Source organism: Legionella moravica DSM 19234, from assembly GCF_000423305.1.
GTDB lineage: Bacteria > Pseudomonadota > Gammaproteobacteria > Legionellales > Legionellaceae > Legionella > Legionella moravica.
The window spans coordinates 36,389-56,637 of record NZ_AUHS01000008.1; the positions used below are offsets into that span (position 1 = coordinate 36,389).

The following is a 20,249-nucleotide window of genomic DNA, read 5'->3' on the forward strand; positions in this document are numbered from 1 at the left end:
GTAAGATAAACACTATAGCCAACAGGCTCTGTTGGCTGTATTCTTTATAAATTACCTAATGGATTAAGGACTACATTGGTTGATACTGACTATATTTTTCCAAACCCTGAAACCAGCGACAAACAAGGACTACTGGCTATAGGCGGTGATTTGCATCCACAACGTATCCTGCAAGCCTATTCCCAAGGAATTTTCCCTTGGTTTGAACCTGGTTGTCCTATCTTATGGTGGTCACCAAATCCAAGACTGATTCTTGCTCCTGACCAAATGAAGATATCACCAAGCCTGAGAAAATCTCTAAAAAAACCGTTCAGACTATCCATTGATACTGCATTTCATGAGGTAATTACCGCATGTGCAACCTGCTCCGGTCGGGTCAATAATACCTGGATTACCCATGAAATGATTGATGCCTATACTACCTTACACACTATGGGGTATGCCCACTCCTTTGAAGTATGGCAAGACGATATTCTTGTCGGAGGATTATATGGCATTGGTTTGGGAAAAGGTTTTTTTGGTGAATCCATGTTTCATAAAGTAACTGACGCATCCAAAATTGCTTTATATTATCTTTGCCATACATTAAGCGCCTGGAAATTTGATTTCATTGATTGCCAAATGCCAACCAACCATTTACTTAGGTTAGGTGCGACCATCATCAGTCGGAAAGAATTTCTTCACTTATTAGAGTTAACGCTAAAAAATCCCAATAAAATGGGGTTGTGGGATTACCCCTTACAATTACCTTTGAAATAATTATTAGCAAAATCAGTGATACTTTTTTCCAAAGTACCAACTAACTCTTTAAAATTACCATGATTTACCAAAGATTTATCCAGTTTAATTCGTCCTTGATGAAGATTCATCAGAACTTTCCCATTAAATTCAATTTGATGATCGCTCGGATTTTCAGCTGTTTTACTCTTCAACTGTTGATTAATGCTCGTCTCAACCGCTCTCTTAATTCGCTTCTCACCAAAGCCTTGGCCTATTTTTTTAGCTATACTGAGGAGTGCATCACGATAAATGGTTCCTCGTTCGGATAAACTCTTGATTGTAGCTGCTGTCCTGGCAGATACCTTAGACATATCCCCTACTGAACTCCAAAGCTCGTCAGGTACCTGTGCGAATGCCAAATAATTCTCGAGCTGTTGCGGACTGATGTTTAATCTGTGACATAACTGATCAGGAGAGATTTTCTCCGAACCTAATAAGGTATGATACAACATGCCCTTGGAATATTCAGAAACAGATTCTTTTTCAGAATCAGCTACCAGAACGGTGATTGCCTGCTCAAAACTTAAATTTCTTATCACTGCCTGCACTTCAAGGTGATGAGTCTTGCAAGCCATCCATCGCCTGTATCCTGCAATGACAACGTATTGTGCTAAGGGGTTGTCTTTAGGTCTAAAGATCTCTGAAGCTCTGACAACAATGATTGGCTGACACTGTCCTGCTTGTTTTATACTCAAGGCTAAAGAATCGATAGAACCTAATTCATAAGAGCTTCGCTCACGATATTCCCATGTATCTATTGTGTTGCAATCCAGCTGAACAATATGCTCAGAATATCCCATATCTTGCTCAACCGCCTTAAATCGTTCAAGGATTGCATCGGATAGACAAAAATTCTGCATTTTGAGCTCCTTTAATTTCCTATAGAGGACTTGCTCTTCGTTCAACAGTCTCTGTATTTTGAGAATGAAGAGCAGGATAAGGTTTAGTCCATAAATTAGCCATTTTGATAACCTCATCAGCTAATGACAAGAACTCTTTATGACTATCACAGCCAGGACGGTAATTTCCTAGCCATTTACCTTGAAATGGACTTTCCAAAACTGCAGCTTTGGTGGATATGGACGTTTCAAATGCCTGTCCGGATTTAATAAGCTCAGATAATAATTTTTCTGATAATTTATGTCTTTTATTTATCTTACAGCCTAATATTTTAAATGGCTTTTGCGCCATTCTTGGTATGGATATAGCGTCGGTCAAATTTGTTTGATCCAAAAAACTGGGAGAGCAGGGTAAAATAATCAAGTCTGATAGCATGATTGCTTTAAATGCGGCGGGCATATAGTTGGGTGGGGTATCTAATACAATGAAATCATAAGTTCGCCTTAATGATTCCATTATATCCATGGGTTTTTCTTCAAAAAGCTCCATTACAAAATTGATATGTTCTCCCTGCTTGGCCCAATTTATGGCATCAGGTTTATCTTTATCCATATCAGCAACGATTGCTTTATAACCTTTCTCTAATAAAGCACCACATAAATTAATGGCTGTAGTTGTTTTTGTACTACCGCCTTTTGATTGGCTAATCGCAATAACATAGCCCATAAAACCTCCATGTACCCTAAGATTTCTTACCTTATTATAGTACATAATTTAACCAATAATTAAATTAGTGCACTGAGATACAAAAAGTCTGTAACATAGAGTCAGGGACTGAGCATAGCCAGTTCTGGTTTAATTGAAACGGGATACCACACAAATATCCATGTTTGTAACAATAACAAAAACATAATCAGCAACGCACCAAAAGAAAACCAATAGTAACTGGCCAGGCCGGATGCGGGCATCTCTTCTCGAAACACATTCAATAAAACGGAACCCGCAAGAAATGCAAGCATCAATGCAGCGATTAACACGTTAACCGGATCAAAAATCACCGAGCAGATCCAGCCAACAAGCAAAGCGCTTATCAGTATAAAACGACCTAAATGATTAAATTGCATGCTATAAAACCGACAGAATTTACGATCGGTCAATACAAAATGAAGCGCCATAGCAAAGGTAAACAAAACAGTAGCGGTGATGCTGGATAAAGCACGTAACGACATGGTATAAGTAATCAAAAAATTATAAAGACAGAACATGGTAAGATGCAACCCATAAACCATGCCGTCATCATGCCCTTCATCACGATTTCGCTCTGCAATCAGATCAAAACCATAATAAACAAGAAATCCGAATAATGCGACAATGTAAATCAATAACTCGGTAAAGGGAGTAAGCCATTGATTAACCATGAGAAAACGACCTATGGGCTTGTTGTACTCAACCAAATTGGGCAACATATGTAAAAAAACATAGGCTACAGCTACACCACCTGCAAAGGAGACAAAGGCACTTCCATTTCCAGGTAAATGATTTGCAAACCATGGACTTAAATAGTGAAATATCACTAAAAAAAGCGTTGCAGCGAAAGCAACCCATAAATGAGGAGCCGATATCCATAGCACAGAGATACCTCCAACACGAGCAATTCAATAGTCTACAGTACATCATTATTCACTTAAATTTTCAAATTGAGTCCGCTTTATCGAAGAGTATTTCATTCTCTCTTAATATGTCCCTAATCTGTTTTTCGAGTATAACCTTATCAACTTATATTAAATGAGCTAAGCTTAACCGATATACAATAAGGAGCATTGATCATGAAACAACATTCCCCTGGGTTCCTGAAATTAGTAGAAGATGCTAAAAAACGAATACAGGAAATAAGCCCGCAAAATCTAAAAAAAATGCTTGATAACAAAGAACAGATTATTGTGATTGATACCCGGGAAGAACATGAATTATCTGATGGATACATCCCAACTTCCATACATTTAAGCAAGGGAGTCATTGAGCGTGATATTGAACAAAAGCTCCCTGATCTGCATCAACCCATAGTAGTGTATTGCAGTGGTGGATTTCGTTGTGCTTTAGTGGCTGATTCCTTACAAAAAATGGGGTATACCAAAATCTATTCACTCAATGGAGGATTACGAAGCTGGGTGGAGGCAGGTTATCCCATTCAAAAATAAATCTTGAAATCAATAATTCTGTGAATCTGATGTATTTAATTACGTGTTTACAATTCATCTCCGCAGACTACGTACCACGACTTGTGCGCGGTCTCCAGGAGATGGTGAAATGACACATGAACGCAATAAAGTTCTAATCTCTGGATTCCGCGGTCACATCCGCGGAAATTCGAAATGCAGCATGTACTCACAGTTCAAGCGAAATCCCGCGGTCTTCTCCGCGGGATTTCGGCCTATATTTATACAACGGCAGCCACCTGATAGTAAGACATAGTTGATCCAGTGTTTTAGCACAGTCATCCTTGCTCCGCGATCAAATCCGTTGGCCTTCTGCAAAGATGTGTTCAAGAGACAACCTGTTTGCTTGCAAACAGTTAAGTAGCCTGGTTACATTCTGCGACTTAACCTAAGTAGAAGATTGCTTGCTGATCGGATTCCAGAATTGGAATACAGCGTTTTTTTCAGGAAAAGTGCAATGTCAGGGATAAATCCATTCAAAAACCGGTAAAATTCGCTAATAATTTAAATGAATATCACGCTTGGATTGCCATTTTTCTCAAATTAGTGCACTATTTCACCTTTATGAACTTGTAACATCACTGAGAGACCTATGGCAAAAGAAGATCATATTGAAATGGCTGGCACCGTTATAGATACCCTACCTAACACTATGTTTCGTGTAGAATTAGAAAATGGACACGTAGTAACCGCCCACATTTCAGGTCGTATGCGTAAAAATTACATCAGAATCCTGACAGGAGATAAAGTGAAGGTAGAATTAACTCCTTACGATCTATCCAAAGGCCGTATCATATTCCGTGATAAAAATTAATTTAATTCACTAATCGAATTAAATTCATCTGAAATTCATTTCTTATATAGTCACTTGGCGTAGGTAGTTCCTGCGCTAATGGTAGAGGCACTCGAACAGATTACTCTAAATTCATGACACGAACCAATGATGCATTCTGCCTCAGCGCAGCATGATCATGGGTTTATAAATCATTATCTACCAAACCAATAAATGGGTCACTACCCCAAGTACAGCATATAAGCAGCGGTATGTTGGGGAACAATAGTACCGCGCCTCTTGAAGAAGAACCTGCACGCCTCTCAGAAGAACGACGAATGAAATATCATCCCGAATGCGGCAAGATCATCGGTTCAGTTCGACTTTATTAATCATCCATCACTGCATTCGGGATAAAAGAACAGGCCCCAACCCTCTTTATTTTCCGGCCACCATCATGTTCTCTATCCATATAGAGCCGCATCGGGTTGGAATATTCGGATTGATGTCGTTACCCACAGCGCGAATGGAATGAAACATTTCTTTTAAATTTCCAGCGATGGTCACTTCATCAACCGGGAACTGTATTTCACCATTCTCAACCCAATAGCCGCTCGCACCTCGTGAGTAGTCACCGGTTATACCATTAACTCCCTGCCCCATTAATTCGGTCACTAATAAACCTTTATTCATTGATTTCAATAAGTCAGACAATCCACCTGCTGTCGAATCTACCGTCAGATTATGCACTCCATCACTATTGGCAGTTGTTTTTAACCCCATCCTCCGTGCTGAATAACTACCAAGAACGTATTGGATTACACGTCCCTTTTCAACCAGAATGTTAGGCCGCGTTGGAACACCTTCACCATCAAAAGGAGAGCTTCCCAGAGCACCCTTTAAATGTGGTTGTTCGTAAATGCGAATAAATTGGGGAAAAATCTGTTGACCAACGGAATCAAGCAAAAATGAGTTTTTTCGATACAAATTAGAACCACTGATTGCGCTGACAAAACTGGAAATCAATCCGCTTGACACTCTGGATGAAAAAATGACTGGCGTCATTTGTGTTTCAATCTGCCGCGATCCTAATCGACTCAAGGCACGCTCAACGGCATTTTGCGCAATCAAATCAGTATTCACCAAATCCTTTGCATTACGCACTGTTGTGTAATCATAATCTCGTTGCATTTCCTCGCCATCTTTTGCAATCACAGAGCAACTGATGCTGTGTCGAGTACTGTGGATATAACCTTCCCCACCATGAGTATTTGCAAAAGCATGATGCGACTCATAAGAAGACACGCTTACGCCATCCGAATTAACTATTCGCTTATCGAGAGATAAGGCATGCTGCTCACATTTTAGAGCAATATCTATTGCCTGTTGTGGTGTAACGTCCCAAGGATGGTATAAATCAAGATCAGGATGTTGCTTTGTCATCAACTCCCTGTCAGCGAGTCCAAAGCAAGGATCTGAAGAACTCACTCTGGCAATATCACATGCGGCCTGTACCATTGACTCAAGTGCTTCAGGCGATGTATCCGTGCTGCTTGCGCCACCTTTTTTCTGACCTATATACACCGTTAATCCAACACCTTTATCTTCACTAAAAGCAACTGTCTCCACTTCGCCCATACGAACGTCTACAGAAAATCCTCTGTCATTGTTAACGGCAACCGCAGCATCAGTAGCGCCCTTTTGTTTGGCGATTTCCAGGACTTGATTCATCAATTGTGTTAATTCTGTAGTTGACTTATGTGCTTCACTATTGTTATGTTGCGGTTTAATTTGCATATGAGATTCCGTGGTGTTGAATGATGTACATAAGGATACAATAACATGTCTTCGCAAACCAATCTTTATCCTGCAAACATAACTTATTTATTACGAACTCTTTTTTTGATTCTGTGTGTCACTCTGCCGGTCAATTCCTGTTCCGCAGATCGATGGCAAGAGTTATCTCCAGGAATTGAATACCAGGATCTTGAGGGTGGCTTATTAGCTCCCTGGTCACACGTTCATGTTTTTCGCATTGATCTAAATAAAAATAAATTGGCCCTGGTCAATGCCAAATCACTATCCCTTAAAAACGCATCTGCCGATCAATTTGCCCAACACAGTAAAGCGCTTTTAAGCATCAATGGCGGCTTTTTTGATCATGAATTTAAGCCGCTTGGGCTTAGAATCAATAATAAAAAAATGGAAAATCCGTTAAAGCGAATCAGTTGGTGGGGAATTTTTTATACAAAAAACAAGGTACCCCATATCACCAATGTCGCTCACTTCAACCCTGATCAACCCATTGATTTTGCTATCCAAAGTGGTCCCAGATTATTAATTCGCGGAAAAATCCCCAGCCTCAAAGCCGGAGTTGCGGACCGTTCCGCTTTAGGTATCACTAAAGACGGTAAAGTAATCATCCTCGTAACTACCAATGCAGCCATGTCTACCTACCAACTCGCACAATTATTAAAAGCGCCGCCACTTTCCTGTGTCGATGCCATCAATCTTGATGGAGGAAGTTCTAGCCAACTGTATGCCCATATTGGCTCGTTCCAGCTTAACGTCCATGGTTTTTCTCATGTAAGTGATGCAATTATCGTAAAAAAAATATAAAAACCTGTAAATTGAAAACCTTATGAAAATAAACACATATTCGCTTATTCTCTCAGTTTATAAATTTTAACCCACAAGTTATCCACAAAATATACCCATATTATTCTCTTGACCATCCGGAAAAAACACACTATCTTGTTATCAGTACCCCAAAGACACCCTATATGTTGGGTTTTCTACTATACTTAAAGTAACAGTAAATTACGCCTTATCAACTGTTGACAAATACATGTTTCGTGGAGGAAAAATGTCCGAAATTATTGAGCCGGTAAAAGATGTGCCGCAAACAAGTCAACTGGAATTGACTGCTAATGCCCCAGGTTTACTTAAAACAATTAAACGTAATGGCAAAGTAGTAAACTATGATGACACTAAAATCAAAATTGCCATTACCAAGGCATTTATTGCAGACGAAGGCGGAACTGCGCCGACATCTGATAGAATTCATCAACAGATTGAAGAGCTAACGCGCCAAATATCTCAAGTATTCAAGCGTCGTTTACCTAGCGGTGGCGCAATACATATTGAAGACATTCAGGATCAGGTTGAACTCGCTCTCATGCGTAGCGGTCATTATAAAGTGGCTCGTTCCTATGTTCTGTACCGTGAAGAACATCGTAAGGCACGTCAAAGTGAAGTAAAACAACAACCCACTGACAGCAAACAATTGATGATCACTATGCCCAATGGCGAATTAAAGCCATTGGATATGGACAGGGTAAATACTATAGTTAACGAATCCATTCGCGATCTGGAACATGTAAAAGCTGAACCTGTAATTAAATACGCGCTGCGTAACCTGTACAATCAGGCAAAATTTGAAGACGTTCATAAATCATTGATTATGTCCGCGCGAACTCTTGTTGAAAAAGAACCTAATTATACCTACGTCAGTGCTCGTCTGCTGCTGGACAGTCTGCGTATGGAAGCACTGTCCAAGTTAAACATTAAATCTGACGCCACTTTTGATGAAATGAGCAAGCTCTACCCTGAGTACTTCAAAGCCTACATAGCGCACGGGATTGCTCAAGGCATGCTTGATGCCAAAATGGCCGATTATGATTTGGATAAACTCAGCAAAGCCTTGCTGCCTGAACGTGACATGCAGTTTACCTACTTAAGTCTGCAAACTTTGTATGATCGCTATTTTATCCATGATCGTGGCGTCCGTTATGAGTTACCTCAGGCATTTTTCATGAGAGTAGCCATGGGTCTTGCCATTCGTGAAAAAGATAAGGAAGCCAAAGCCATTGAATTCTATCAATTGCTTTCTTCATTTGACTACATGTCCTCTACTCCTACTCTATTTAACTCAGGTACAGTAAGACCTCAATTATCCAGTTGCTACTTAACAACTGTTCCTGATCATCTGGATGGCATCTACAGCGCAATAAAAGATAATGCTCTGCTTTCCAAATTTGCTGGTGGGCTAGGCAACGACTGGACCCCAGTGCGTGCCATGGGATCACATATCAAAGGGACCAATGGTAAATCACAAGGCGTAGTTCCGTTTCTAAATGTTGCTGACGCTACAGCTGTCGCTGTAAACCAGGGCGGTAAACGTAAAGGTGCTGTATGTGCTTATCTGGAATGCTGGCATAGAGACGTTGAAGAATTTCTTGAATTAAGAAAAAATACAGGGGATGACCGACGTCGTACTCACGATATGAATACTGCATTATGGATTCCTGATCTGTTCATGAAACGAGTGCGTGAAGAAGGTGACTGGACTTTGTTTTCTCCAGACGAAGTACCTGATTTACATGATCAATACGGCAAAGCGTTTGAAACCCTGTATGTTGAATGTGAAGAAAAAGCGCGTCAAGGCATCATCAGAAATGCTAAAACACTCTCTGCTGTTAAATTATGGAGAAAAATGCTGTCCATGCTGTTTGAAACAGGTCACCCATGGATGACGTTCAAAGACCCATGTAATCTTCGCTCGCCACAACAACATGCTGGAGTGATTCATAGTTCCAACTTGTGCACAGAGATTACGTTAAATACTTCAGAAGAAGAAATAGCAGTATGTAATCTGGGCAGCGTGAATATTCCTGCTCACATTAAAAACGGTGCTCTGGATAAAGAGAAATTGAAAAAAACCATCACTACCGCCATCCGTATGCTGGATAACGTTATTGATATTAACTACTACTCTGTACCGCAGGCTCGTAATTCCAACTTGAAGCACAGGCCTATAGGTTTAGGCATCATGGGCTTTCAGGATGCATTATACGAACTGAAAATTGATTATACCTCCAAAGAAGCAGTCGAATTTGCTGACTCATCTATGGAGCTAATCAGTTACTATGCTATTGAAGCATCCTGTGATCTGGCCAATGAACGAGGCAATTACTCTACTTATGAAGGCTCTTTATGGAGTAAAGGTATATTACCAATTGACTCAATAAACTTGCTGCAACAAGCTCGTAACAAGTATTTGGAACAGGATCGCTCGCAAAGACTGGATTGGGAAACATTAAGAGTTAAAGTTCGTACTCAAGGTATGCGTAATTCCAATGTGATGGCTATTGCACCGACAGCAACTATTTCCAATATTTGCGGCGTGTCACAATCGATTGAACCCACATATCAAAACCTGTATGTGAAATCCAATCTGTCAGGTGAGTTTACCGTGGTGAATCCTTATCTGGTTGCTGATCTTAAAGCACTGAATCTTTGGGATGAAGTCATGGTCAATGATCTGAAATACTTCAATGGCAGTGTACAGCCAATTAGCCGGATCCCTGAAGAGTTGAAAAAACGGTACGCCACATCTTTTGAAATTGATCCAATGTGGTTAGTTGAGGCCGCATCGCGTCGCCAAAAATGGATAGATCAGGCTCAATCCCTTAATATCTATATGGCACAGCCCTCCGGCAAGAAACTGGATCAACTCTATATGCACGCTTGGATACGTGGATTAAAAACCACTTATTATTTACGCAGTTTAGGTGCAAGTAACGCTGAAAAATCAACAGTTACCGATGGAGCGCTAAACGCAGTGAAGCTGATCAATGAAGAACCTAAAGTATGTTCCATTCTTGATCCCGACTGTGAAGCGTGCCAATAATCAGGAGAAATTTAATGCAATATAATAATAATCAGCAAGCTGTCGCTTCTCAAATTTTGGGTGCGACAGGACTTGAGTCTTTAGAAATGGGCGCTGCACGTATTCATGTTGATGACAAACAAATTATCAATTGCCGTGCTGATCTAAACCAATTGGTACCTTTTAAATACCGCTGGGCTTGGGATAAATACCTGACTGCCTGTGCAAATCATTGGATGCCTAATGAAATCAGCATGAGTGCTGACGTGGCCCTTTGGAAAGATCCCAATGGTCTAACTGAAGATGAGCGTTTAATAATCAAACGTAATTTAGGGTTTTTCTCAACAGCTGATTCTTTAGTCGCCAACAATCTGGTTCTTGCTGTGTATAAACACATTACTAACCCAGAATGCCGTCAATACCTGTTACGTCAGGCATTTGAAGAGGCGCTTCATACTCATGCTTATCAATACGTCATTGAAAGCCTGGGGCTTGATGAAGCTGAAGTATTTAACATGTATCGGGAAATTCCATCAGTCGCTACTAAAGCAGCCTGGGCCCTACCGTTCACTCAAAGTTTAGGTGATGAATCCTTCCACACTGGAACTGTTGAGAACGATCAACGCCTATTACGTGACTTGATTGCTTTTTACGTTATTTTTGAGGGTATTTTCTTCTACGTAGGCTTCACTCAGATTTTATCTATGGGCCGTCGAAATAAAATGGTAGGCACTTCAGAACAATTCCAATATATTCTACGTGATGAATCCATGCATATGAATTTTGGTATTGATGTGATTAACCAAATTAAAATTGAAAATCCTCATTTATGGACACCTGAGTTTAAAGAAGAAATCATCCAGCTCGTCAGAGAAGCTGTAGAGATGGAATATCAATACGCAAAAGACACCATGCCTCATGGAATCTTGGGAATGAATGCAGAAATGTTTGAAGAATATCTGCATTTCATAGCAAACCGACGTTTAAATCAGATTGGTTTGGCTGATCAATACCCTGGTGCTGAAAATCCGTTTCCATGGATGAGTGAGATGATGGACTTGAAGAAAGAGAAAAATTTCTTTGAAACGCGCGTCATTGAATATCAGGCTGGTGGAACTCTAAGCTGGGAAGATGATTAACAACCGATTGATGTTTAGGGTCTGTTGGCAATTCACGAGTTCAATAGCTATTAAACACTCAACTACCGCAGAGTTTACCTGAACATTCCTCACTTTTTAGTTAATCCCCGCGACCGCGGGGACTTTCAATTAGCCTTAAGTATTTCTTGACGAAATGCTAAACCTTTAATTTCAAATGTTATCGAAATCTCACTAAAATGTCCTTCTCCCTCAGGGAGAAGGTGCCAACGGCGGATGAAGGGTTCTTAAAAGGATAAAATTATCTTTTAAAATACTTAGTCTAACCAAATATGAATTCAATGCATGGGATTAATTGATAATGCAAAAAGCCTACGCAAAAACAGCACCTGCATGGAAATTAAAATATGGAACTCACCTGGAGCACAACGAGTTCAAGGATTTAAATTCAGAAGACAATGCCCTATTGGTAGCTATATTGTAGATTTCGTTTGTATCGAAAAAAAAATTAATTATTGAGATAGATGGTGGTCAGCAGAATGAGTGCAGCCAAAATGAATACGATAATAGAAGGACTAACTGTCTTAATAATTCAGGCTATGAAATTTTAAGGTTTTGGAATAATGAAGTAGGGCAACAATTTAATTTCGTAATGGATGTTATCTATAAGTAGTTAATGAATGATGTGTGATCCCCTCATCCGCCGTTGGCACCTTCTCCCTTAGGGAGAAGGACATTTTAGCGAGATTTCGATAACATTGGGAATTATCAATTTAGCATTTCGTCAAGAAATACTTAAAGCTAATTGGAAGAGCGGGGAACCATCCTAAAAGTAAATACAGGGTGGTTAAGAAAACCGACATCTCAAGAAACCGCATGATAGATAGTCCAGAGTCCTATTCCAATCATTCGGCGATCTAACTTTAAATCACGATTTAGATCTCTGTGACAATAAAGAATTATGTTCTGCCCGGTGTTCGTCTTGCAAATTGTTTGCTTCAGGCTCTTTAGCCTGTATCAAAGATTCTTTAAAACCTTTGGATGGGTTTAAAAGCCGTGCAATAGTTGCCAAACCCTCTTTCAAGTTAGGATCTTCAGGATTATTCTGTTGATCCTGTTTTAATTGCTCTTCAATTTCGTTCAAATTGCCTTGATAAAGTGTACCATTACCGCATGAAAATACATGAAAACCAGTCGGTTTTCCAGCACTATCAATCTCAGCTACAAGAAACTTACGGGGTGGCTCCTGGTTGGCTTGAGCAGTAAAAAATGCAATGGCATCATCTTTGGTAGGAAAAATTAATACATTATTTTCAATGACCGCATCAGGATACTTTTTCTTAAAATCTTGAAGAATCTTCTTCCAATCTTCTGATTCTCCACCTGTAGGCACAAGATTGAAACGAAGCTTTATTTCTTCAGGTTGTGGTTTTGGTGAAGGTTCATCTTCCGCCGCTAAAGCTGCTTTACGCCGTTCTTCTTGAAGACGAAGCTGTTCCATTTCTCTACTCAAAGCCTCTTGTCTCAGTCGTTCTTCCTGGAAATTCTTCTTAATTTTATCTTCATTACTTGACATATTCGCACCCATATCTGTTCAATCGAATCAGTTAATTGCTCAATCTGAATAATTTCTATGTTTTTGACAATATCATACAAATTTATTATAGCAGGTTCTTTTAACAGAAATTTACACTTTTATAACATTTGCGTATCAAACTAATTAACAGCTCTAAAATAATTTCTAAAATATAGCACTCTTAATGGACATCGAGATGAACAATTTTAAATCTATAAATCAAAATTTTGTTAAAATAGTGATGACTTTTATCGTTAATCCGGTACAATCCCCACGGCACATTAGTAACATGAAAAAAAATAAAAAATAAATGCATTCAATTACTTTACTAACTTGATACAAAACTTGAGGTAAATATGGATACAAAACCCAATCTAAAAAATAAAAAAGATGATGACACTAACTATAGCTTCCTTCTAAAGTGCATGGCTGGAGTAGGCGCAGCGCTAATTGCCGCTGGAGCGATCACAGCAATGGCTCTGTCATTTTCTGCCAAAACTGCTGCTACAGGTATGGCTGTTGGAGCGACTGCGACTGCTTTTAGTGTTGCCCCCATTATTCCTATTATGGGAATAGCGGTCCTGATTATTGCATCGATTTGTGTATTGCCTTTATTATTTTCAAACAATAGCACCTACGTTGTAGGGGGATCTTCCGGCTATAGAAATAGTGGATTTTTTGGTAGCTCTATGTTTACCCCATCAGTAATTTTTACACCTGGAGGGGGACATCATCACCATCATCATGGACACGGTGGTGGCGGTATTTTTGGTGAAGGAACAGTCCATCATGGCAATCATTCAGGAGGCTCACATCATCATGGACACGATGGCGGACACAGTCATAGTGGCGGCGGCCATGTACATGGGCATCGTTAATAATCTGATCTCCTGAATGTCTTAAGAACCGGGTACAAGAACAACATAAACCCGGTTCTTAATTTAATGCTGTCCGTTAAATACAAGCTTGCGTCAATTCAGACTGATGCACAACATCATCATGGACAACAGGTTCATTTCTTCCCTGTAAGAGCATGACAGCATCATAAATCTGCTCCACTTCACCTTTTTCAGCCCAGAAACTCTGGAAAGCCAATGGATAAGTCTTTAACAAATCCTCTTTGGAAATAAGCTCTTTGCTGTCCAACTGTGTCGAAAGATGGATTAATACATTTTCTTTTTGGCTGTTCTTTTCACTGTCAGGTATTGAACTGGAATGAAGCTGTTCAATTTTCCTGTTAATTATATCTTTTAGATACTGATTCGCTTGGAATGGTTCCATTGATTGAAGCACACTACAGTAATCGATTGGACTAAATAATCGATGACTTGAAATGGAAATGGTAGCGCCAAGCTCAGGAATTTCCGTTTTGATAAACAAAGCTTCCAGATTGCCAAAATTGATCACTATAGGTTTGTTTATATGAAAAAAATCCTTTATGGAATACTTCCAATTATAGGGAATCATCCGCCAGAGCAAATTTAACCCGGTTAAAAAAGCTGCTGTCGCTGCACAGACAGTACCCAGCATAGGCGCAACGGGGGTCAGCATAACAAAGGTGATCGCACCGGAAATTGCAGTTAATAATCCCAAAATAAATGCATTACTCAACGCAGCCTGGATGAAATGCATTCGTTGCGCAGAACCCGTTAAAGACATACATGCTCTGTAGATGTTAATACCCAGCATAATGCCCTGATGCAATCCGGCCAAAACAGCGCTGCTCAAAAAGAACCAGGGTCCTGCAGCAAAAGTAACCTTTAAAGCAGAAGCAATAACCGCACCGTAAAGAGAAACACTGGCAAGAACAGCACAAACTCCAGAGGCAATGAATGCAAACCACTTATCGAAATTTTTATTTTCAGCATAAGCTAATTGATATCCACTGATTGCAGCGGATAAAGTCAATAACACAGCGATGAATGGAAGCATCACATAGAAAAATGGAGATCCACTGAATGCTGCGAACAAACGCGAATCTGCCATAACACCAAACAACCCTATATCCTGCACTTCCTTTATATAGGCTACTGCTTTTTGAATGATACCTAAAGCCATAAATCACCCAAAGTTACTGTCTTAAATGCGGGAATAAAATAACATCTCGTATGGATTGAGAATTGGTAAATAACATCACCAAACGATCAACCCCTATGCCCTCTCCTGCCGTAGGAGGCAAACCGTATTCCAGAGCCTCAATGTAATCGCTGTCAAAATGCATCGCTTCCAAATCACCGGCATCTTTTTCTTCAACCTGCTTTCTAAAACGTTCAGCCTGATCTTCTGCGTCATTTAACTCGGAAAAGCCATTGGCAATTTCGCGTCCTGCTATAAAAAATTCAAATCGATCAGTGACTTCGGGATCCGCATTACTCCGTCGGGCCAATGGTGAAATTTCAGTGGGATAGGAAGTAATGAATGTAGGTTGAAATAATTGGTGTTCAACGGTTTCTTCAAACACAATCATTTGCAATTTACCCAAGCCATCAGTGTCCTTATAAGGCAAGTTAAGTTGCTTCAGAATGGCTCTGCACCCCTCGATACTCTCCAATTGGGCAGCTTGAATCTCTGGGTGATATTTCAGGATTGCTTCCTTAACAGACATACGGGCAAAAGGCTGATTAAAATCAATGAGATGCCCCTGATACTCAACCTGGCGAGTTCCAATCACTTCATCACATAAATAGTGCAATAACTCTTCTGTAAGATTCATCAGATCCTTATAATCCGCATAAGCCTGATAGAACTCAATCATAGTAAATTCGGGATTATGCCGGGTTGATATACCTTCGTTACGGAAATTGCGATTTATCTCATATACTCGTTCGAAGCCACCTACAACCAATCGTTTTAGATACAACTCAGGAGCAATCCTCAAATACATGGTCATATCCAGGCTATTATGATGAGTAACGAATGGACGAGCCACTGCCCCGCCAGGGATTGGATGCATCATGGGCGTTTCAACTTCCAGATACTGATTATTATCCATAAAACGTCTGAATGCCTGAATTAATCGCGAACGAATTAAAAAGGTCTTTCTACTTTCTTCATTGGCAATTAAATCAACATAACGTTTACGATATTTAAGTTCTTGATCAGCTAAACCGTGGAATTTATCCGGTAAAGGCCGCAATGATTTGGTCAACAGTTCTACATGTTCAGCATTTAAAGTGAGTTCACCCGTATTGGTTATAAACAACTCCCCTTTGACCCCAACGATATCGCCAAGATCCCAATGTTTGAATTGTTCATAAACTTCTGGAAGGTCATTGGCTCTGATGTATATTTGAATCCTGCCGGAAACATCCTGAATATGAAAAAAGCTGGCTTTCCCCATAATACGTCTCAGTACAATTCGACCAGCAACGGCTGCTTTAATTTGTTTTTGAGCCAATGTTTCTTTATCGTACTCACTAAATTCTGCATTCAGATCTGCAGCAAGATGCTCTCTGCGAAATTGATTTGGAAAATCAAAACCACTTGTTCTTAACTCGGCTAATTTTTGTTTACGAATATGATAAACTTCACTTTCATCTAAATGTTCATCGGTCATGCTGCCCTACTCCTGCTTTTAAACTTGCTTCAATAAATTGATCCAGTGCTCCATCCAATACGGCTTGCGTATTACTTGTTTCAACACCAGTGCGTAAATCTTTTACCCTTGATTGATCCAATACATAAGATCGTATCTGGGATCCCCATCCAATATCCGACTTGCTCGCCTCCAAGGCCTGTTGCTCAGCATTTTTTTTCTGCATTTCCAGCTCATACAATTTTGCTCGCAACTGCTTGAACGCCTGATCTTTATTCTTATGCTGACTTCGGTCATTCTGACATTGTACAACAATACCAGAGGGCATATGGGTAATACGCACCGCAGAGTCAGTACGGTTAACGTGCTGACCACCAGCTCCGGAAGCACGATAAGTATCAATGCGTAAATCTGCTGGATTAATTTCAATATCAATATCATCATCAATTTCTGGAGAAACAAATACAGCGGCAAAGGAAGTGTGTCGTCTGTTTCCTGAATCAAAAGGAGATTTACGAACCAATCGGTGAACCCCTGTTTCCGTTCTTAACCAGCCAAAAGCATACTCACCTTTAAAGTAAATGGTGGCACTTTTTATACCGGCAACTTCACCAGGAGAACATTCGATTAACTCAGTTACAAAACCATGCTGCTCGCCCCAGCGCAAAAACATCCTCAATAGCATTTCGGCCCAATCCTGAGCTTCGGTTCCTCCAGAACCCGATTGAATATCAAGATAAGCATTGGAATTATCCATTTTGCCAGAGAACATTCTTCTGAACTCTAATCCAGCCACCTGTTTCTCTATTCCATTAACCTCTTCGCCTATCTCATTGATGGTTTGCTCGTCATTCTCTTCTCTTGCAAGTTCAAATAACTCGGTTAAATCAATTACAGATTGGCCTAACTCAGATAAGGAATGGACTACGGATTCCAATTGGGTCTTCTCTCGACCTAATGCCTGCGCCTGTTCAGGATTATCCCAAACTGTAGGCGATTCTAATTCGCGTATTACTTCTTCCAGACGTTCGCTTTTAGCTTCATAGTCAAAGATACCCCCTAAGCGATTCAATTCGCTTATCGAGATCTGACAAACTAAGACTGATTTGATTCACTTCCAACATAAGTGTCTCTCAAAAATAAAGAGGTGATTTTACCGTGAAAGTCAATTTGTAGCTATAGAAAGTAGCGTGTATGTTCGATAAAGTATAAATAACAAGGAACCTGGTGCTAAAATAAAGTGCCAATCAGAACTGGGCTCTAATGCCGAGGCCCACCCAGTTCGGAAAACAAATATCAAGCAGACTGGCTACAGACAGAATTTTGTTTTTGATTCAAAACATTGATGAGCAAAATCAATATTGAACATTGGAGTGAACAATTGTGGCTCTTGTTTCATAACAAAAATACGATGTGGTTCTAACAGTACATAATTTGAAGATGCTAATACGTGCTGATAAATACCACCCAATCCTGGAAAAAACCAATGCTCAAGAAATGATAAAATTATTTTAGGTTCGTAACTGTAAAATCGCTGCCGGATATCGTCTATCAATTCTTTTTTCATTTGATAATTATTGGCAAAAAGAAGATTGCTCGTATCGGTTCGGTACACCAGTAAGTTAGGGTCGCTGATTCCCTCTTTAAATCCTGATGAAATTTTTAGAGAAACGATCAGCTCCTTGGCACTTTCAACTGTAAAGGGATATCCATAGATTTCAGCACCTTTCATCGTCTCAAGCCATTCAGTTAACTCACTTACCGCTTTATCGTTAGCTGGATCAAAATAGCTGGAAATAATAAATTGATTAGCCAATTCTGTTTTAGGATCAAATCTGCAGAAGGTGTAACTGTTCAAATAATACATTCGAGAATCGGACAGATAATCAATATAAAGATGTTCAATTTCTCTGAAAACGTCCTCACATGTAGTGTTTGGGGTTTCAATTGCTCCTGTAATCCTTACTACCTGGGTTGGATAGTTTATTGTTCTTTCCCCTGACAAAGACTGTTCCGAATGAGTATAATGTCGGGTTATTGAATGTGTTCCCTTAACAACTGCAATCTGCCGATTTGGAACAGAATCCATGTTCTGAGCAAACAACGGCATTACTGCACCAAGCAGCAATACACTGTGAAATAATTTCATTATCAAATCCATTTAATTGAGACTGAAGCACTATATCAGATTAAAAAATCAGCAACAAGTTCACAACTCAAGGCTCTATATCGTTGACTCGTTGCAGGGTGATTGCAAACAATTCAACAACAATTGCACAGTTATATTCTCAGGTCTATGCAACTGTTCCTATGAGGTAAAACCTAAATTTCGGAATTTGAGATGCTCATTTGTGATACCTATGTTCCGGGCATACATTGTTAAATGCTGTTATCGTTAAATAGGTATTGGTACGAAGTCAAATTGAAAAATCTGTACTCAAATCAAGATGAAATCTTGTATCAAAAACCACAGGGAAGTTGCCTTGTACCGTATCCTTGTCAATTGGTAAGAAACCCTCATCCCCAACCCTTCTCCCTTAAAAAGGGAGAAGGGAGCAGCTTCGTGCATCAAATTACCATCTGTGTTCAAATCAAAACTACTTATATGGGAAAGCCTTATGTCACTGGTATGAAACCCTCATCCCCAACCCTTCTCCCTTAAAAAGGGAGAAAGGAGCAGCTTCGTGCATCAATTTACCATCTGTGTTCAAATCAAAACTACTTATATGGGAAAGCCTTATGTGGGCGAGTTTTCTTTAACATCATCCAGCTCTTCAGTGTCACTTAATTCAGCGTCTTGCGTCGAACCGACTGAAGGTATTCTTGAAGCGGTCTGATACTTATCTTTGAAAAAGGTAAATTTCGCTAAGTTCTGTTCCTCTTCTGATTTACCAAGATTTAAGAAAAAACTTCCAATTTTGGATACAATATCTGATAGTAGAGATAACAATTTTTGAATAAAATTTTGATTTGGTACAATTTTTACCAGTTTCGACTCAGCTGCTTGATCTAGAACGGTTTCGATGCAACCTTTTAACACTGGTATTGAACCGCCAGCTATTTCATACTCATCTTGATTTTTCACCGCTTTTGTCAGACTGGCTTCAACTTTATTTAACTGGCTTATAGCTGAATTAATTGAGCCTATTATTTTACTTGCATCATTTGAAAGCAATAAGTCATTACTAAGAGTATCTCTATTCTGTTCACAATAACTCGAAAAATCAGTACCTGCTTTTATATGAGGTTGATCTCGGTTTTCAATACCGGCCCCCTTCTCATCATAAGCCTGGACTGTGTATGCTTTTTCCAGAAAAGCAGAGGGCTTTACGCTGAAGTCCGCTGTTGACGCAGGATCTGTTCTATACAGTTCTGCAGTAGAGTATCCGGCATCAAGTACTTTATAAAGCTCTGCCTTGAGAGCCTCTAGATGCTGCCGGCATGTCTTAATGTACGCTCTAATCATAGCTTCGTTTGTTTGTACGTCATCTCCAGATATAGTGGCAATCGGATTATCGTCAGATACTTGCATTAGCGATTCTATTCCACCAGGAAGGGCTATTTTGTCTTGTTTAATTTTCATCATTTCAAAATCCAATCACATACAGTAAATTCGATTATAGATAATAAAAATTAACACAATATTAAGGTGGAATTTTAAACAGATAACACGAATAGAAGAAATTTCTCAAACAGCTTTTGTTGCGCTTAATACATAAGCGCAGACAATAACAGGGTTTAGCAGCAAACAACTCGTCTACT

Annotated in this window: 19 protein-coding genes; 9 read left to right on the forward strand and 10 right to left on the reverse strand. The window is 39.7% G+C overall.

Features of this window, described 5'->3' with window-relative positions; translation table 11 throughout:
• Positions 1–75: 75 nt before the first annotated feature.
• Positions 76–759 (forward strand): leucyl/phenylalanyl-tRNA--protein transferase, encoded by a 684-nt coding sequence (gene aat, locus G543_RS0101630; RefSeq protein ID WP_028382979.1) that lies wholly within the window; start codon positions 76–78, stop codon positions 757–759.
• On the opposite strand, the gene G543_RS0101635 is transcribed toward aat, so the two are convergent.
• The 3 genes from G543_RS0101635 to G543_RS0101645 all read right to left on the reverse strand — a co-directional run bounded on the left by G543_RS0101635 (position 732) and on the right by G543_RS0101645 (position 3,251).
• Entirely contained in the window at positions 732–1,640 is a 909-nt protein-coding gene (locus tag G543_RS0101635) for a ParB/RepB/Spo0J family partition protein (RefSeq protein ID WP_028382980.1), read from the reverse strand. The genes aat and G543_RS0101635 overlap by 28 nt on opposite strands.
• A 19-nt stretch (positions 1,641–1,659) precedes the next feature.
• On the reverse strand, positions 1,660–2,346 hold the full coding sequence (locus G543_RS0101640) for a ParA family protein (protein WP_028382981.1): 687 nt from the start codon (positions 2,344–2,346) through the stop codon (positions 1,660–1,662).
• Between the two features lie 101 nt (positions 2,347–2,447).
• Positions 2,448–3,251, reverse strand: coding sequence for a hypothetical protein (locus G543_RS0101645; protein ID WP_028382982.1), 804 nt, complete (start codon positions 3,249–3,251; stop codon positions 2,448–2,450).
• 195 nt (positions 3,252–3,446) lie between these two features.
• On the opposite strand from G543_RS0101645, the gene G543_RS0101650 reads away from it, so the two are divergent.
• On the forward strand, positions 3,447–3,818 hold the full coding sequence (locus G543_RS0101650; RefSeq protein ID WP_028382983.1) for a rhodanese-like domain-containing protein: 372 nt from the start codon (positions 3,447–3,449) through the stop codon (positions 3,816–3,818).
• Positions 3,819–4,428: 610 nt separating this feature from the next.
• The gene (infA, locus tag G543_RS0101655; protein ID WP_006872751.1) at positions 4,429–4,650 is read left to right on the forward strand and encodes a translation initiation factor IF-1; all 222 of its coding nucleotides are present in this window, start codon (positions 4,429–4,431) and stop codon (positions 4,648–4,650) included.
• A 396-nt stretch (positions 4,651–5,046) separates the two neighbouring features.
• On the opposite strand, the gene pmbA is transcribed toward infA, so the two are convergent.
• Positions 5,047–6,405: a metalloprotease PmbA gene (gene pmbA, locus G543_RS0101660; protein WP_028382984.1), complete on the reverse strand. Its 1,359-nt coding sequence runs from the start codon at positions 6,403–6,405 to the stop codon at positions 5,047–5,049.
• A 45-nt stretch (positions 6,406–6,450) separates the two neighbouring features.
• On the opposite strand from pmbA, the gene G543_RS0101665 reads away from it, so the two are divergent.
• From G543_RS0101665 to G543_RS19380, 5 genes are all read left to right on the forward strand, one after another.
• Entirely contained in the window at positions 6,451–7,227 is a 777-nt protein-coding gene (locus G543_RS0101665) for a phosphodiester glycosidase family protein (protein WP_028382985.1), read from the forward strand.
• A gap of 247 nt (positions 7,228–7,474) precedes the next feature.
• Complete coding sequence (locus G543_RS0101670) at positions 7,475–10,300, forward strand: ribonucleoside-diphosphate reductase subunit alpha (protein WP_028382986.1); 2,826 nt, start codon at positions 7,475–7,477, stop codon at positions 10,298–10,300.
• 14 nt (positions 10,301–10,314) lie between these two features.
• Positions 10,315–11,418 carry a ribonucleotide-diphosphate reductase subunit beta gene (locus tag G543_RS0101675; protein WP_028382987.1) on the forward strand — a complete coding sequence of 368 codons (1,104 nt, stop codon included), beginning with the start codon at positions 10,315–10,317 and terminating at the stop codon, positions 11,416–11,418.
• Positions 11,419–11,769: 351 nt separating this feature from the next.
• On the forward strand, positions 11,770–11,895 hold the full coding sequence (locus G543_RS19375) for a DUF559 domain-containing protein (RefSeq protein WP_244918528.1): 126 nt from the start codon (positions 11,770–11,772) through the stop codon (positions 11,893–11,895).
• Position 11,896: 1 nt separating this feature from the next.
• Entirely contained in the window at positions 11,897–12,049 is a 153-nt protein-coding gene (locus tag G543_RS19380) for a DUF559 domain-containing protein (protein WP_238584763.1), read from the forward strand.
• A gap of 255 nt (positions 12,050–12,304) precedes the next feature.
• Here the strand turns inward: G543_RS19380 and G543_RS0101685 are convergent, their stop codons facing one another.
• Positions 12,305–12,952, reverse strand: coding sequence for a hypothetical protein (locus tag G543_RS0101685; RefSeq protein WP_133141316.1), 648 nt, complete (start codon positions 12,950–12,952; stop codon positions 12,305–12,307).
• A gap of 356 nt (positions 12,953–13,308) precedes the next feature.
• Between G543_RS0101685 and G543_RS0101690 the strand changes: the two genes are divergently transcribed.
• The gene (locus G543_RS0101690; protein WP_028382989.1) at positions 13,309–13,830 is read left to right on the forward strand and encodes a hypothetical protein; all 522 of its coding nucleotides are present in this window, start codon (positions 13,309–13,311) and stop codon (positions 13,828–13,830) included.
• Positions 13,831–13,906: 76 nt separating this feature from the next.
• On the opposite strand, the gene G543_RS16840 is transcribed toward G543_RS0101690, so the two are convergent.
• From G543_RS16840 to G543_RS0101715, 5 genes are all read right to left on the reverse strand, one after another.
• A complete protein-coding gene (locus tag G543_RS16840) occupies positions 13,907–15,010 on the reverse strand; it encodes a hypothetical protein (protein WP_051190547.1) in 1,104 nt (367 codons plus the stop codon).
• Positions 15,011–15,023: 13 nt separating this feature from the next.
• On the reverse strand, positions 15,024–16,508 hold the full coding sequence (gene lysS / locus G543_RS0101700; protein ID WP_028382990.1) for a lysine--tRNA ligase: 1,485 nt from the start codon (positions 16,506–16,508) through the stop codon (positions 15,024–15,026).
• Positions 16,498–17,611 (reverse strand): peptide chain release factor 2 gene (gene prfB, locus G543_RS16845; RefSeq protein WP_115343499.1). Its coding sequence is split into 2 segments (ribosomal slippage): positions 16,498–17,535 and positions 17,537–17,611, totalling 1,113 coding nucleotides; the frame shifts between segments, so codons are not numbered across the junction. Before prfB ends, lysS begins: the two co-directional genes overlap by 11 nt.
• 185 nt (positions 17,612–17,796) lie before the next feature.
• A complete protein-coding gene (locus G543_RS0101710) occupies positions 17,797–18,636 on the reverse strand; it encodes an Lpg0189 family type II secretion system effector (RefSeq protein ID WP_028382991.1) in 840 nt (279 codons plus the stop codon).
• Positions 18,637–19,224: 588 nt separating this feature from the next.
• Positions 19,225–20,073 carry a hypothetical protein gene (locus tag G543_RS0101715; protein WP_028382992.1) on the reverse strand — a complete coding sequence of 283 codons (849 nt, stop codon included), beginning with the start codon at positions 20,071–20,073 and terminating at the stop codon, positions 19,225–19,227.
• Positions 20,074–20,249: the final 176 nt, after the last annotated feature.

Excerpts from the sequence above, each read along its gene's own strand:
- G543_RS0101635 (WP_028382980.1), bottom strand. The coding sequence starts at position 1,640 with ATGCAGAATTTTTGTCTATCCGATGCAATCCTTGAACGATTTAAGGCG.
- G543_RS0101640 (WP_028382981.1), bottom strand. The coding sequence starts at position 2,346 with ATGGGCTATGTTATTGCGATTAGCCAATCAAAAGGCGGTAGTACAAAA.
- G543_RS0101650 (WP_028382983.1), top strand. The coding sequence starts at position 3,447 with ATGAAACAACATTCCCCTGGGTTCCTGAAATTAGTAGAAGATGCTAAA.
- infA (WP_006872751.1), top strand. The coding sequence starts at position 4,429 with ATGGCAAAAGAAGATCATATTGAAATGGCTGGCACCGTTATAGATACC.
- pmbA (WP_028382984.1), bottom strand. The coding sequence starts at position 6,405 with ATGCAAATTAAACCGCAACATAACAATAGTGAAGCACATAAGTCAACT.
- G543_RS0101665 (WP_028382985.1), top strand. The coding sequence starts at position 6,451 with ATGTCTTCGCAAACCAATCTTTATCCTGCAAACATAACTTATTTATTA.
- G543_RS0101670 (WP_028382986.1), top strand. The coding sequence starts at position 7,475 with ATGTCCGAAATTATTGAGCCGGTAAAAGATGTGCCGCAAACAAGTCAA.
- G543_RS0101675 (WP_028382987.1), top strand. The coding sequence starts at position 10,315 with ATGCAATATAATAATAATCAGCAAGCTGTCGCTTCTCAAATTTTGGGT.
- G543_RS19375 (WP_244918528.1), top strand. The coding sequence starts at position 11,770 with ATGGAAATTAAAATATGGAACTCACCTGGAGCACAACGAGTTCAAGGA.
- G543_RS0101685 (WP_133141316.1), bottom strand. The coding sequence starts at position 12,952 with ATGTCAAGTAATGAAGATAAAATTAAGAAGAATTTCCAGGAAGAACGA.
- G543_RS0101690 (WP_028382989.1), top strand. The coding sequence starts at position 13,309 with ATGGATACAAAACCCAATCTAAAAAATAAAAAAGATGATGACACTAAC.
- G543_RS16840 (WP_051190547.1), bottom strand. The coding sequence starts at position 15,010 with ATGGCTTTAGGTATCATTCAAAAAGCAGTAGCCTATATAAAGGAAGTG.
- lysS (WP_028382990.1), bottom strand. The coding sequence starts at position 16,508 with ATGACCGATGAACATTTAGATGAAAGTGAAGTTTATCATATTCGTAAA.
- G543_RS0101710 (WP_028382991.1), bottom strand. The coding sequence starts at position 18,636 with ATGAAATTATTTCACAGTGTATTGCTGCTTGGTGCAGTAATGCCGTTG.
- G543_RS0101715 (WP_028382992.1), bottom strand. The coding sequence starts at position 20,073 with ATGATGAAAATTAAACAAGACAAAATAGCCCTTCCTGGTGGAATAGAA.